This is a genomic window from Xanthomonas sp. F1, assembly GCF_014199855.1.
In genome coordinates this window covers 70,008-83,115 of sequence record NZ_JACHOK010000012.1, presented here as the reverse complement: position 1 = coordinate 83,115, position 13,108 = coordinate 70,008, and the positions used below count along the sequence as shown (strand labels likewise).

General features: G+C 69.4%; 11 protein-coding genes. 7 read left to right on the top strand and 4 right to left on the bottom strand.

Going from position 1 to position 13,108, the window contains the following annotated elements:
- Window positions 1-51 precede the first annotated feature (51 nt).
- From GGR71_RS19345 to GGR71_RS19335, 3 genes are all read left to right on the top strand, one after another.
- The gene (locus tag GGR71_RS19345; protein ID WP_202405111.1) at window positions 52-1,218 is read left to right on the top strand and encodes a LacI family DNA-binding transcriptional regulator; all 1,167 of its coding nucleotides are present in this window, start codon (window positions 52-54) and stop codon (window positions 1,216-1,218) included.
- A gap of 185 nt (window positions 1,219-1,403) precedes the next feature.
- Window positions 1,404-1,847, top strand: coding sequence for a DUF2231 domain-containing protein (locus GGR71_RS19340; protein ID WP_160961899.1), 444 nt, complete (start codon window positions 1,404-1,406; stop codon window positions 1,845-1,847).
- Window positions 1,840-3,144 carry a PQQ-dependent sugar dehydrogenase gene (locus GGR71_RS19335; protein ID WP_184452229.1) on the top strand — a complete coding sequence of 435 codons (1,305 nt, stop codon included), beginning with the start codon at window positions 1,840-1,842 and terminating at the stop codon, window positions 3,142-3,144. The genes GGR71_RS19340 and GGR71_RS19335 overlap by 8 nt, the downstream gene beginning before the upstream one ends.
- 202 nt (window positions 3,145-3,346) lie before the next feature.
- Here GGR71_RS19335 and GGR71_RS19330 read toward each other — a convergent pair whose 3' ends face one another.
- Window positions 3,347-4,429 carry a macro domain-containing protein gene (locus GGR71_RS19330; RefSeq protein ID WP_255490367.1) on the bottom strand — a complete coding sequence of 361 codons (1,083 nt, stop codon included), beginning with the start codon at window positions 4,427-4,429 and terminating at the stop codon, window positions 3,347-3,349.
- A 504-nt stretch (window positions 4,430-4,933) separates the two neighbouring features.
- Here GGR71_RS19330 and GGR71_RS19325 point away from each other — a divergent pair.
- On the top strand, window positions 4,934-5,146 hold the full coding sequence (locus tag GGR71_RS19325; RefSeq protein WP_160961895.1) for a ParD-like family protein: 213 nt from the start codon (window positions 4,934-4,936) through the stop codon (window positions 5,144-5,146).
- The gene (gene map, locus GGR71_RS19320) at window positions 5,143-5,919 is read left to right on the top strand and encodes a type I methionyl aminopeptidase (protein WP_160961893.1); all 777 of its coding nucleotides are present in this window, start codon (window positions 5,143-5,145) and stop codon (window positions 5,917-5,919) included. The genes GGR71_RS19325 and map overlap by 4 nt, the downstream gene beginning before the upstream one ends.
- 242 nt (window positions 5,920-6,161) lie before the next feature.
- Here the strand turns inward: map and GGR71_RS19315 are convergent, their stop codons facing one another.
- Entirely contained in the window at window positions 6,162-9,293 is a 3,132-nt protein-coding gene (locus GGR71_RS19315) for an efflux RND transporter permease subunit (RefSeq protein WP_160961891.1), read from the bottom strand.
- A gap of 15 nt (window positions 9,294-9,308) precedes the next feature.
- Window positions 9,309-10,517, bottom strand: a complete 1,209-nt coding sequence (locus GGR71_RS19310; protein ID WP_237474433.1) for an efflux RND transporter periplasmic adaptor subunit — start codon at window positions 10,515-10,517, stop codon at window positions 9,309-9,311.
- Between the two features lie 93 nt (window positions 10,518-10,610).
- Between GGR71_RS19310 and GGR71_RS19305 the strand changes: the two genes are divergently transcribed.
- On the top strand, window positions 10,611-11,342 hold the full coding sequence (locus tag GGR71_RS19305; RefSeq protein WP_160961888.1) for a response regulator: 732 nt from the start codon (window positions 10,611-10,613) through the stop codon (window positions 11,340-11,342).
- Window positions 11,339-12,442: an ATP-binding protein gene (locus GGR71_RS19300; protein WP_048491441.1), complete on the top strand. Its 1,104-nt coding sequence runs from the start codon at window positions 11,339-11,341 to the stop codon at window positions 12,440-12,442. Before GGR71_RS19305 ends, GGR71_RS19300 begins: the two co-directional genes overlap by 4 nt.
- Here GGR71_RS19300 and GGR71_RS19295 read toward each other — a convergent pair.
- Window positions 12,439-13,065 (bottom strand): cytochrome b, encoded by a 627-nt coding sequence (locus GGR71_RS19295; protein ID WP_160961886.1) that lies wholly within the window; start codon window positions 13,063-13,065, stop codon window positions 12,439-12,441. The genes GGR71_RS19300 and GGR71_RS19295 overlap by 4 nt on opposite strands.
- Between the last annotated feature and the right edge of the window lie 43 nt (window positions 13,066-13,108).

Here is a 13,108-nt window from a genome sequence, read left to right as displayed (position 1 = left end):
CGCGCAGCCGATGGTTTACGCTGCGCGTCTCGTCCGAAGGGAATCGATCCGATGAGCCAGAAGCGTCCACCCCGAGCCGGATTCGCAGGGTCCAAGGCAACCAAGGCCGCCTCGCGCAAGGAGGCGCCGGTTGCGCTGGAGCGCGCCGACACCGCCACGCAGTCCAAGCCGGCCACCGTTGCGCGCGACCGGCAGCGCGTGGTGACCGTCACCGACATCGCCGATGCGGTCGGCGTCTCGCGCGCCACCGTCTCGCTGGTGCTGCGCGGCAGCCCGCTGGTGCATGCCGACACCCGCGCGCGCGTGGAAGCGGAACTGAAGCGGCAGCGCTACGTCTACAACCGTGGCGCCGCCAACCTGCGCCGGCGCACCTCGACCTGCGTGGCCCTGGTCATCAACGATCTGGCCAATCCGTTCTTCGCCGAGTTCGCCGCCGGCGTGGACGAGGCGCTGGGCGAGCAGGGCTACGTGACCCTGCTCGGCAGTACCGGCGAATCGCCCGCGCGGCAGCAGGCCGTACTGGCCTCGCTGATGGAGCACACCCCGGCCGGCGTGATCCTGTCGCCGGCCGAGGGCAGCGACGCCGCCGAACTGCACACGGTGCTGGATGCACGCGCGAACGTGTTGCTGTTCAATCGCGAACTCGCCGGCGCCGACGACTGGGGCTTTCTCGGCCTGGACAACCAGCGCGGTGCGCAACTGGCCACCGAGCATCTGATCGCGCTCGGCCACCGCCGCATCGCCTTCTACGGCGGCCATGCCGATTCCAGTTCCTGCCGGCAGCGTCGCGCCGGCCACGCGCAGGCGATGCGGCAGGCCAAGCTGCCGGTGGACCCGGCCTGGCTGATCGAGTCCGCGCCCAATCGCCTGGAAGCGGCGGCACGCCACGGTGACCTGTTCACCCACGACGCGCCGCCCACCGCGGCGGTCTGCTACAACGACACGGTCGCGCTGGGCCTGATGCTGGGCCTGCTCGCGCGTGGCATCCGTCCAGGCAAGGACTTCGCGATCACCGGTTTCGACGACATCCCCGAGGCCGCGGTGAGCACGCCCGCATTGACCACGCTCGCCGCGCAACCGCGTGCCCGCGGCCGCCAGGCGGCGCAACTGGTGCTGGAGCGGCTGGACGCAGCCGTACCGCCGCGCAGGACGATCGTGCCGGTGAGCCTGTCGGTGCGCGAGAGCAGCGGAGCGCCTATCGCTTCCGCGCGCACCTAGCGCTGCGCACACGGCTGCGGCTGTAGCGATGATGTGGGATGGCGCGTCGACACGCGCAGTGCCATCGCGACGCCCTTTAGACAGGGGCGGGCAGATAGTGGGTCTCACCATCACAACGGCGCGTCCCGCGGGTTCGTGGTGAGCGAGCGATTCGCCCCCTTCTTCCTTTCGTCGAGAGCCGTCTCATGCCTCTGCAGACTGCGCCGCGCCGCTCCGTGGTGGCCAATGCCCTTTATGGCTTGCTCAATCCCATCCCGTTCGGCTGCTTCGTCGCCGCGCTGATCTTCGACATCGTCTACGCCCGCAGCGGGGTGATCCTGTGGACCAAGGCGGCGGCCTGGCTGATCGCGATCGGACTGGTCATCGCCATCGTGCCGCGTCTGATCAACCTGGTGCAGGTCTGGATCACCTCGCGGCGCTCCGTGCTGCCGGTGGAACGGCTCGACTTCTGGCTGAACCTGCTCGCCATCGTCGCGGCCATCTTCAATTCCTTCGTGCACAGCCGCGACGCGTATGCGGTGGTCCCGGCAGGGCTCTGGCTCTCGATCGCCACGGTCGCGCTGTTGGCGACAGGACATGTGCTCATCGCCATCCGTACCATGCCACGCGAGGGCTACGCCCATGGCTAAGCACCTCTGCATGTCCGCCTTCGCGCTGAGCTGCGCGGTGGCGCTGGCCGCCTGCAGCGGCAAGGCCTCGCTCGAGCCGACCCAGCAGGCGGGTAATGCGCCGCCGCTGCCGCAGGCGCGCAACTTCCTGCTGCCGCCGATGCAGGTTCCCGAGGGTGTGGGCTGGAAGGAGGGGCAGGCGCCCACCGTGGCGGCGGGCCTGAAGATCGAGAAGATCGCCGGTGGCCTGAAACATCCGCGCCAGTTGTACGTGCTGCCCAACGACGACGTGCTGGTGGTGGAGGCCAATTCGCCGGGCATGGAGCCGGTCACCACGCCCAAGCAGTTGATCGCCGGCCTGATCCAGGGGCGCTCCGGCAAGAGCGCCAAGGGCGGCAACCGCATCACCCTGCTGCGCAGGACCGCGGACGGCAGGTGGGAGCAGCATGCGTTCCTGAAGGGCCTGCACTCGCCGTTCGGGGTGCAGCTGATCGGCGACGCGCTGTACGTCGCCAACACCGACGCCATCATGAAGTTCCCCTACATCGCGGGCCAAACCGAGATCACCGCGCCCGGCACGCTGTTCGCCGATCTCCCCGGCACGATCGAGCACCATTGGACCAAGGCCCTGCTGGCCAGCCCCGACGGACGCAAGCTGTACGTCGGCGTGGGCTCCAACAGCAACATCGGTGAGAACGGACTGGACGTGGAGTACCGCCGCGCGGCCGTGCTGGAGGTGGATGTCGCCTCGGCCAGCAGCCGCATCTTCGCCTCGGGCATCCGCAATCCGACCGGGCTGCAGTGGGAGCCGCGGACGGGGAAGTTGTGGGCGATCGCCAACGAGCGCGACGAGATCGGCGCCGACCTGGTGCCCGACTACCTGACCTCGGTACAGGACGGCGGCTTCTACGGCTGGCCGTATAGCTACTACGGACAGAACGTGGATGTGCGGGTCAAGGATCAGCGCCCGGACCTGGTGGCCAAGGCGATCAAGCCGGACTACGCGCTGGGCTCGCATGTGGCCGCGCTGGGCCTTTGGTTCTCACGCGGCGAGACGCTTCCGGCCAACTACCGCGAAGGTGCGTTCGTCGCCGAGCACGGCAGCTGGAACCGTTCGCCGCTCAGCGGCTACCAGGTGGTCTACGTGCCGTTCCGGCAGGGCCGGCCGGTCGGCCCACCGCAGACCGTGGTCAGCGGCTTCCATTCGGAAGACGAGTCGCAGCTGTTCGGTGCCCCGGTCGGTCTGGCCCAGGACAAGGACGGTGCGCTGCTGATCGCCGACGATGTCGGCAACAGCGTCTGGCGCGTGCGCTTCTGACCGGTCGCACGACGCCGCCTACCCTATGTGGGCGGCGTCGCCTGCACGCGATGCCGCCTCGGCATGGGCGCGGCCCTGTCGCGGCGGTGCGGTGTGCGGATGGCCTGGCCGCGCGGTAGCACTGTTGAAAAGAAAGAGCTGAGATCTACAGCCGCACGTCCAATAGACCCAGCGCGTCGTACACGGCCTGGCAGCGCGGCGCTCAGCCCAGGCGAATCCAGTCCAGCGCCAGCAGCATGTCGATCGCCGCTGCCGCCGCCTGTTGCGCTTGTTCCGATGGCTCGATCGCGTGCGCGTCGCGCAGATGGGCGAGCAGCTGCTGGGCGTCGCGCAACTGCCCGATATGCGCCTGCTGAAGCCGGCGCGCAGCCTGGAACACCGTCATGATGCCCTCGGCCTGGTCGGTGTTCCTGATCCGCGCGAACAATTCCACGACCTTCGCGATCTCGGCGTCGTAGGGCGCGTACGCCGCGGCGAACCGCGCATGCTCCTTGTCGTACTGCGGCGACGCGCGCAGCGCCATCGTCCGTCCCTGCGGCTGCTCATGCAGCCAGTTGCGGTTTGCCAGGTCGGTCAGGATCGGCCGGACGTCGCCCTGGCGCGGGCCGCGGCCGGCATTGCCGAACGTCAGTCCGGTCGGCACGCCCAGTTCGGTCATGGCCCAGCAGAGCGTCTGGAACAGGGTGCGCCCGAGCGGCCGCGCCTCCGGACGGGCCTGCAGCTGCCGCAACACTTCCATGATTGCGATCCAGCCCGGCTGGGTCGCCGTACGTTTACTGAAGCCCTCGCCCAAGGCGTGCGCAGGCCGCGACAGGAAGGCGGGTTCGAGCTGCGCCAGCGGCGTGCCGTACGGCGCATAGACCTCGATGTCGACTGGCAGATGCGCCAGCGTGCGGTAGATCAGCGGGCCGACATCCTCCCAATCCAGGCCGCCGTTGCCGCAGCCGAGCGGCGGCAGGGCAAGACTGCGCACGTCCCATTCGCCCAGATGCGCGGCGAGGTAGTCCAGCCCCGCGGCGATGTCCTCCAGCCGCGACGGCGAGCGCCAATGGCGCTTGGTGGGGAAGTTGAGAATGCGCAGGCCGCTGACATCCTGGTAGAGATAGGGTTCGCCGATGCGCACACGGCCTTCCCGGCAGCGCACGGCATAGTCCTCGAACATGGCCGGATAGCGCCGCTTGAACGCCTGCGCGATGCCCTTGCCCATGATGCCGGCGCAATTGACCGCGTTCGTGTAGACCTGGGCGTGGCTGGCGAACAGGTCGCCGATTCGTGCCTTGAACATGGTGCGATCCATTGATGGAGAAATCCCGGGTGCAACGCCGACCGCATGTCCGCACTGGGCAGGGCGCGCCGCGTGTGCGGATGGCGCCATCCACGGCCTGGCCCAGGCGAGGAAGCGGGTGCTGACGTCAGTGCATGTGCGCATCTGACTGACCTGCAGCAAGAGCGCGAGGGCAGCAGGCGGAAGCGCGCAATCATGCGGCCGCGGCGTCTCACCTCCTGCGATCGGCAGGCCAGGAGAAGACGTGCGGCTTAGCGCCGATCAAAGGCAGCGATCCTTTTTCGTAGGAGCGGCTTCAGCCGCGACAGGCTTTCCTGGTGATGTCTCGTCGCGGCTGACGCCGCTCCTACGGATGCGCTTCGGAGGTTACCTGACGTCCGGCAGGCGGCTTACGTGGTGGCCGACGCTGCCTGGTCGTGATCCGCGGCATTGCGTCGCGCAGTGCTGGCTTGCTGAGAATATATGATTCGTATATGATCCATATACATCGTCTCGGGAGCCACCATGGGCATCGTCAACATCGACGACGACCTGCACGACCAACTGCGCCGCGCCTGCACGGTGACCAGCCGGTCGATCAATGCGCAGGCCAATTTCTGGATCAAGGTCGGCATGCTGTGCGAGATGAATCCGGAGCTGTCGTTCCAGGACATCGTGGCGCGCGAGCTGCGCGCGGCGGGAGTGCGGCCGCAGGCGGTGACACCGGCGCGCACGTGATCAAGCGGCCGGACGAGCTGGCGCTGCTGGCCGAGTCCGGGCGCTTGCTGGCGCAAGTGTTCGTGCGGCTGGACGGAATGTCGCTGCTTGGCCGCAGCACGCTGGAACTCAACGACCTCGTCGAACGGATGATCGTGGACGAACTGGGCGCACGGCCCGCGAGCAAGGGCCAGTACGGTTTCCCGTTCGTGCTCAATGCCTCCATCGACGACGTGGTCTGCCACGGCGTGCCGTCGGCCGACGATGTCCTGCGCAACGGGCAGATCGTCAATCTGGACATCACCCTGGAGAAGCACGGCTACATCGCCGATTCCAGCACCACCTACCTGGTCGGCGAGGTGGCCTATCCGGCACGGCGGCTGGTGCAGGCTGCGTACCAGGCCATGTGGAAGGGCATTGCCGCGGTGCGTCCGGGTGCGCGGCTGGGCGACATCGGCCACGCCATCGCGCGGCATGCGCGCGCGCATGGCTACACCGTGGTCAAGGAGTACTGCGGCCACGGCATCGGCCGCGCCATGCATGAGGAGCCGCAGATCCTCCACTACGGGCACGCCGGCACCGGCCTGGAGTTGCGCGAGGGCATGGTGTTCACCATCGAGCCGATGCTCAACCAGGGACGTGCGGCGATCCGCGCGTTGCCCGGGCAATGGCCGGTGCACACGCGCGACGGCAAGCTCTCGGCGCAGTTCGAGCACACCGTGGCGGTGACCGCCAGCGGTGTGCGGGTGCTGACCTTGCGGCCGGGGGAGGTGCCGTTGTGCCTGGTGGGGTGAGGGCGGCGATCAGTGGTGCGGCGTGGATGCGGGTGATGCTGCGCAACGATGGGAGACGACCTTCTCGTCGTGCTTGGTCGCGTCGCGGCTGAAGCCGCTCCCACAGGGGCTTGCGGCGAGCCTGTCGGGTGCGCTGTGGGAGGGACTTCAGTCCCGACGCATTGCGCCATCGCAAAGCAGATCACTTCGCGCGTTTCGGCTGCATGACAGTTGACGGCCACAATGGCAGCAGCAGCGCCGGTCTAATGCTCGGCTGACGTATCGCCCCCGCGCCGCGCACGCCAGCTTGCCACCCGCTCCTGCAACCCCACCACGCAGACGAAGAACGCCGGCACGAAGAAGATCGCCAGCACGGTGCCGCTGACCATGCCGCCGAACACGCCGGTGCCGATGGCGTGCTGGGTCTCGGCGCTGGCGCCGCTGGCCAGCATCAGCGGCACCACGCCCAGGGCGAAGGCGAGCGAGGTCATCAGGATCGGGCGCAGGCGCAAACGTGCGGCATTGGTCGCCGCCTCGACCAAGCCCTGGCCGTCGCGGTGCAGTTGCCGGGCGAACTCGACGATGAGAATCGCGTTCTTTGCCGACAGGCCGATGATGGTGATCAGGCCGACCTTGAAGAACACGTCGTTGGGCAGGCCGCGCAGCATCACCGCCGCCACCGCGCCGAGCAGGCCCAATGGCACCACCAGCATCACCGACAGCGGGATCGACCAGCTCTCGTACAGCGCCGCCAGCACCAGGAATACCACCAATGCCGACAGCAGCATGAGCAGTGGCGCCTGCGCGGCCGACTGCCGCTCCTGCAGCGATTGCCCGGTCCAGGCCACGGCGAAGCCCGGCGGCAGTTGCGCGGCCAACCGTTCCATCTCGGCCATGGCCGCGCCGCTGGACACGCCGGGTGCGGCACCGCCGGTGATGCGCACGGCCGGGAAGCCCTGGAAACGTGCCAACTGCTGCGGCGCGTCGGTCCAGGTGGCGGTCACCACCTCGCGCAGCGGCACCATGCCGCCCTCCGCGCTGCGCACGCGCAGGCTCAGTACGTCGTCCAGTTGCATGCGCGCGGTGGCGTCGGCCTGCAGGATCACCTGCTGCATGCGCCCGGCGTTGGGGAAGTCGTTGACGTACAGCGAGCCCATCGCTGCCGACAGGGTGTTGCTGATCGCGGAGAAGGGCAGGCCCATGGCTTCGGCATGCTGACGGTCGATCTCCAGGCGGATGCTCTTGCCCGGCGGCAGCCCATCCTGATACACGCCGCTGACCACCTTGCTGTCCGCGGCCAGCTCCAGCAGCTTCGCCTGCGCCGCCATCAGCGCGGCCTCGCCGCGGTTGCCGCGGTCCTGCAGATACAGGGTGAAGCCGGAGGAGGTGCCGAGTTCGTCGATCGCCGGCGGCAGCAGGCTCATCACCGTGCCCTCGGGCAGATCGGCCATGGCCTGCTGCACGCGTTCGGCTTCTTCGCTGGAGGTGGCGCCGTCGCGCTGGTTCCAGTCCTTGAGCATGGTGAAGGCCATGGCCGCGTTGGTGCCCGAGCCGGAGAAACTGAAACCCAGGATCACCAGATTGGAGGCCAGTGCCGGGCGCGTGGCGACGTGCCGCTCGAACGCCTTGACCACCGCCAGCGTGCGCTCGCTGGTGGCGTCGGTGGGCAACTGGATCGAGGTCATGAAGTAACCCTGGTCCTCTTCCGGCAGGAAGGCCGACGGCAGCACGCGCATGGCCAAGACCAGCGCCACGCACAGCACCGCGAACACCGCCATCACCCGTGCACTGCGCCGCAGCAGCCGCGTCACGCGTGCGGCATAGCGGCCGGTCAGGCGCTCGAAGCCACGGTTGAACGCGCCGAAGAAGCCGCGCTTGGCATGATGGCCGGGCGCGACCGGGCGCAGCAGGGTGGCGCACAGTGCAGGCGTCAGCGTCAGCGCCAGGAACGCCGAGAACAGGATCGACACCGCCATCGCCAGGGTGAACTGCTGATAGATCACGCCCACCGAGCCGCTGGCGAAGGCCATGGGGATGAACACCGCGGTCAGCACCAGGGTGATGCCGACCACCGCGCCGGTGATCTCGCGCATCGCCTTGGTCGTCGCCTCCCGCGGCGGCAAGCCTTCGCTGGCCATGATCCGTTCGACGTTCTCCACCACCACGATGGCGTCGTCGACGATGATGCCGATCGCCAGCACCATGCCGAACATGGTCAGCACATTGATCGAGAAGCCGGCCAGCAGCATCACCGCGAAGGTGCCCAGCAACGCGATCGGCGCGACGATGGCCGGGATCAGCGTGTAGCGCACGTTCTGCAGGAACAGGTACATCACCAAGAACACCAGCATCATCGCTTCCAGCAGGGTCTTGAGCACCTGCTTGATCGAGAGCTTCACGAACGGTGCGGTGTCGAACGGGATCGAATAGGTCATGCCGGTCGGCATGCTCGCGGCCAGTTCCGCCAGCCGGTCCTTCACCGCCTGCGCGGTGCGCACCGCATTGGCGCCGGGCGAGAGCTGGATCGCCGCGCTGGTGGCGGGCGCGCCGTTCTCGCGGTTGGAGAAGCCATAGGACTGTGCGCCCAGCTCCACCCGCGCCACGTCGCCCAGGGTCACCCGTGCGCCGCCACTGTCGGCGCGCAGCACGATGGCGGCGAACTGCGCGGGCGTGGTCAGTTGCCCGGCCACGGTCAGCGGCACGGTCAGGCGTTGACCTTGCACCACCGGCTCGTCGCCGAGGCGGCCGGGCGCGATCTGCGCGTTCTGCTGCTCGATCGCCTGCGCCAGCTCGGTCATGGTCATGCCATAGGCGATGAGCTTGTCCGGGTCCACCCACACGCGCATGGCCTGCTCGGCGCCGAACAACTGCACGCGGCCGACACCATCGATGCGCCGCAGTTCCTGCACGATGTTGCGCGCCAGGTAGTCGTTGAGCGCCACTTCGTCGTAGCGGCCGTCGGGCGAGGTCAGGCCGACCAGCATCAGGAAGCCGGAAGCGGCTGATTCCACCTGCAGGCCGTTCTGCCGCACCGCCTGCGGCAGCCGCGGCTCCACCGCCTTGATGCGGTTCTGCACGTCCACCTGCGCCAGCTCCGCATTGGTGCCGGGCTTGAAGGTGGCGGTGATCTGGGCGCTGCCCGAGGTGTCCACCGTGGACTCGAAGTACAGCAGGTTCTTGACCCCGGACAGCTCGCGCTCGACCAGGCTCACCACCGAGTCGTTGAGGGTCTGTGGCGTGGCGCCGGGGTAGGACGCGATCAGCGACACCGACGGCGGCGCCACCGAGGGATAGCGCGCCACCGGCAACTGGCCGATGGCCAGGGTGCCGAACAGGACGATGAACAGGGCGATCACCCAGGCGAAGACCGGGCGCTCGATGAAGAACTGTGGCATGGCGGCGTCCCCGGTTCAGTCCGCGGCCGCGGTGGCGACCGCCGGCGGCTGCCACGCGCGTGCCTTGACCCGAGTACCGGCACTGAGCCGGTCGATGCCTTCGACCACCACTTGCTGCCCGGCCTGGAGGCCGGCGACGACACGGTAGTGCCCCTGCACCAGTTCGCCCAGTTGCACCGTCGCGCTGCGTACCTGCGCATTGGCGTCCAGCATCCACACCTGCGCGCGCTTGCCGACATGGGTGACCGCCTGCTGCGGCACGCGCAGCGCCTGCGCGTAGTGGGCGCGAGGCACCCGCGCCCGCACGTACATGCCGGGCAGCAGGCGCCGCTGCGGGTTGTCGACGAGGATCCGCAGCAGCACGTCGCCGGTGCCGGCATCGACGTTGATGCCGGAGAACAGCACGCGCCCGCTCAGCCCCGAGGGCGTGCCGCTGCGGTCGAGGATCTGCGCCGGCAGGCCGTCGCCGCCGGCGGCCTGCGCGCGCGCGGCCGGGTCCAGCGGATCCAGGTCGGCGGCGGATTGGCGCACGTCGACGTAGACCTGGTCGATCTGCTGGATCACCGCCATCGGTGCGCTGTCGCTGGGCGAGACCAGCGCGCCTTCGGTGAGCAGCGCCTGGTCGATGCGGCCGTCGATCGGCGCATCGACGGTGGCGAAGGCCAGGTCCAGGCGCCGCCGCGACAGCGTCGCCTTGGCCTCGGCGACCGCGGCGGCGGCCTGGGTACGCTGCGAGACGGCATCGTCGTACATCTGCCGGCTGACCATGCTGGATTCGACCAGCCGCTGTAGCCGGGCATGCTGCACGTCGGCCAGCACCTGCGCGGCCTGGGCGCGGTGGAGTGCGGCCGCGGCGGTGTCCATCTCGGCCTTGAACGGTGCCGGGTTGATCTGGAACAGCGCATCGCCGCGCCGCACGTCGGCGCCCTGCTCGAAGAAGCGGCGCTGCACGATGCCGCCGACCTGCGGGCGGATCTGCGCGCTGCGCACCGCGGCCACGCGCCCGGGCAGGTCCACGCTCACCGTCATCGGCGCTGGGCGCAGGGTCACCGCGGTGACCTGCACCGGCGCGGCCACCGCCTGCGGCTGCGCGCCGCCGCCGCAGCCAGCCAGGGCCAACGCCAGCGCCCCGCCGATTCCCAGAGTCCGTACCTGTTGCCGCATGCCCATGCCTCGTGCCTCGTCGCTGCCGCCGCGGATGCGGCGGACGCCAAAGCCGTGCATGGTCGCGGCCGCGGGTTGCGCGGCGTTCGATGCTGTGTGGAGATATGATGGAGATCCGCCCGTCCGGGCCGACGCGCCTTTCGCCGCCACGCCATGTCCGTTTCCTCTCCGGGCGCCACTGCGCCCGCGTCCGCGCCGCTGGTCCTGATCGCCGAAGACGAGAGCGAGATCGCCGAGATCCTCGTCGCCTATCTGGCACGCAGCGGGCTGCGCAGCGTCCACGCCGCCGACGGCCGCGCCGCGCTGGAACTGCACCTGGCGCTGGACCCGGACCTGATCCTGCTGGACGTGCAGCTGCCCGCGGTGGACGGCTGGAAGGTGTTGGCCGAACTGCGCCACCGTGGCGAGACCCCGGTGATCATGCTCACCGCGCTGGACCAGGACATCGACAAGCTGATGGGTTTGCGCCTGGGCGCCGACGACTACGTGGTCAAGCCGTTCAACCCGGCCGAGGTGGTGGCGCGGGTGCAGGCGGTACTGCGGCGCATCCGCGGCAACAGCGTCGACGAGGCGCGGAGCCTGCGCGTGGGCGCCTGCCACGTCGACCTGGACCAGCACGAAGCCAGCGTGCGCGTGGGCGAGCAGCGGCACGCGCTGGATCTCACGCTCACCGAGTTCAAGCTGCTGGTGCGGCTGATGCGCGCGCCGAAGCGGGTGTTCAGCCGCGCCGAGCTGCTCGACGCGTGCCTGCCGGAAGGCGACACCCAGGAGCGCACCATCGACAGCCATATCAGCAAGCTGCGCAAGAAGCTGGAAGCGCTGGGCGTGCAGGGTACGCCGGCCAGCGTGCGCGGCGTCGGTTATCGCTTCGGAACCGGCGCATGAGCCGCGCCCCCGGGCTGCGCCGCCAGGTCATCCTGTCGCTGGGCGCGCTGGCGCTGTGGATCATCCTGCTGTCGGTGGTCGGTTCCTACGTGTTCTATGCGCTGGCGGCGGCCTACCAGCCCAACAGCATCTCCGACACCTGGGTGCCGTCGCGCGTTGAGATGATGTGGATCGGCGCCACCGCGGCACTGGCCGTGGCGATCGCGGTGGCGGTGGCGGTGCGGTTGTCGCGGCGCATCCTGACCCCGTTGAACTCGGTGGCGCACAGCCTGCGTGAAGTCGCCCAGGGCAATCTGCATGCGCGCGCCAGCATGGACGCGCATGCGCTGGGCGAGACCGCGCAACTGGTGCGCGACTTCAACGCCATGGCCGATCGCCTGCAGGCGATGACCCGCGAGCGCGCGTTCTGGAATGCCGCCGTCGCTCATGAATTGCGCACGCCGGTGACGATCCTGCGCGGGCGCCTGCAGGGCCTGGCCGAGGGCGTGTTCGCGCCGGATGTGGCGGCGTTCGAGAGCCTGCTGCGGCAGATCGAAGGCCTGAACCGGCTGATCGAGGACCTGCGCGTGCTCAGCCTCACCGACAGCGGGCACCTGGAACTGCAGCCGGCGCCGGCCGATCTGGCCCAGGAAGTGGAGGCGGTGCTGCATGCGTTCGGGGCCAGCCTGGACGCGCGCGGGTTGGTGTTGGAATCCACGCTGGCGCTGCGCACACCGGTGCTGTGCGATGCGGTGCGCATCCGCCAGGCGCTGATGGCCTTGCTGGAGAATGCGCAGCACTACGCCGAGCCGGGCCCGCTGCGGGTGGGCGTGCAGGCGGACGCGGGCCAATGCGTGCTGTTCGTGGAAGACAGCGGCCCTGGCATTGCGCCGGAGATCGCCGCGCGCGTGTTCGACGCCTTTCGCCGCGGCGATCCCTCGCGCTCGCGCAAGAGCGGTGGCAGCGGCCTGGGCCTGGCGGTGGTCAAGGCCATCGCGGTGGCGCACGGCGGCGATGCGCTGTGCCTGCCGGCCGGCGGTGGCACGCGGTTCGAGGTGCGCTGGCCGCTGGCGTCGGGGGAGGCCGTGGCCCGCGCGGCGCAGGTGCCCGAGCTACGCTAGGCGCGCTCTGCCTCAGGCGGCGGCACGTCGCCGCGCACACGCGTCACGCGCCCCGGCAGCATGCGGGTCAGCACCGCGTCGCGCCGTACCCAGTGATGGAACAGCGCGGCGGCCACGTGCAGCAGCACCACCATCCAGGCGATCCATTTGCCGATGAAGTGGTGCACCACGTCGATCGGTGCTTCGAACGCCTCCCAGCTCAGGTGCCAGGTGCGGCTGATCCAGGCGAACAGCGCGGTCTCGTTGAAGCCGGGGATGCGGAACAGACCCAGGTCGGTCGGCGCGCCGGTGCCGATGTAGCCGGTCAGCGGCATCACGATCAACAGCGCGTACAGGCCCACGTGCGCCAGGTGCGCGAGCCGGTGTTCCAGCGCCGAGCCCGGCGGATCGTCCGGCTGCACGTCCAGCCAGCGCCACAGCAGCCGCGGCAGCACCAGGAACCCGACCAGCAGGCCCAGCACCCAGTGCAGGTTGAGCACCGGCAGCGACGCGTCCGAGGTGTCGTCCATGAACCAGATGACGTAGTACACCACTGCATAGGCGCCGATGAAGGCGGCGGCGGTGGTCCAGTGGAACAGCTTGGCGAGGGCGCCGAAGCGCTGTGCGGTGTTGCGCCAGTGCATGTGCGTGGTCCTGGGTGGGGGATGAAGCGGGAAGCGCTGCGGG

Coding starts and splice junctions, on each gene's coding strand:
- GGR71_RS19345 (WP_202405111.1), top strand. CDS start 52: ATGAGCCAGAAGCGTCCACCCCGAGCCGGATTCGCAGGGTCCAAGGCA.
- GGR71_RS19340 (WP_160961899.1), top strand. CDS start 1,404: ATGCCTCTGCAGACTGCGCCGCGCCGCTCCGTGGTGGCCAATGCCCTT.
- GGR71_RS19335 (WP_184452229.1), top strand. CDS start 1,840: ATGGCTAAGCACCTCTGCATGTCCGCCTTCGCGCTGAGCTGCGCGGTG.
- GGR71_RS19330 (WP_255490367.1), bottom strand. CDS start 4,429: ATGTTCAAGGCACGAATCGGCGACCTGTTCGCCAGCCACGCCCAGGTC.
- GGR71_RS19325 (WP_160961895.1), top strand. CDS start 4,934: ATGGGCATCGTCAACATCGACGACGACCTGCACGACCAACTGCGCCGC.
- GGR71_RS19315 (WP_160961891.1), bottom strand. CDS start 9,293: ATGCCACAGTTCTTCATCGAGCGCCCGGTCTTCGCCTGGGTGATCGCC.
- GGR71_RS19310 (WP_237474433.1), bottom strand. CDS start 10,517: ATGCACGGCTTTGGCGTCCGCCGCATCCGCGGCGGCAGCGACGAGGCA.
- GGR71_RS19305 (WP_160961888.1), top strand. CDS start 10,611: ATGTCCGTTTCCTCTCCGGGCGCCACTGCGCCCGCGTCCGCGCCGCTG.
- GGR71_RS19300 (WP_048491441.1), top strand. CDS start 11,339: ATGAGCCGCGCCCCCGGGCTGCGCCGCCAGGTCATCCTGTCGCTGGGC.
- GGR71_RS19295 (WP_160961886.1), bottom strand. CDS start 13,065: ATGCACTGGCGCAACACCGCACAGCGCTTCGGCGCCCTCGCCAAGCTG.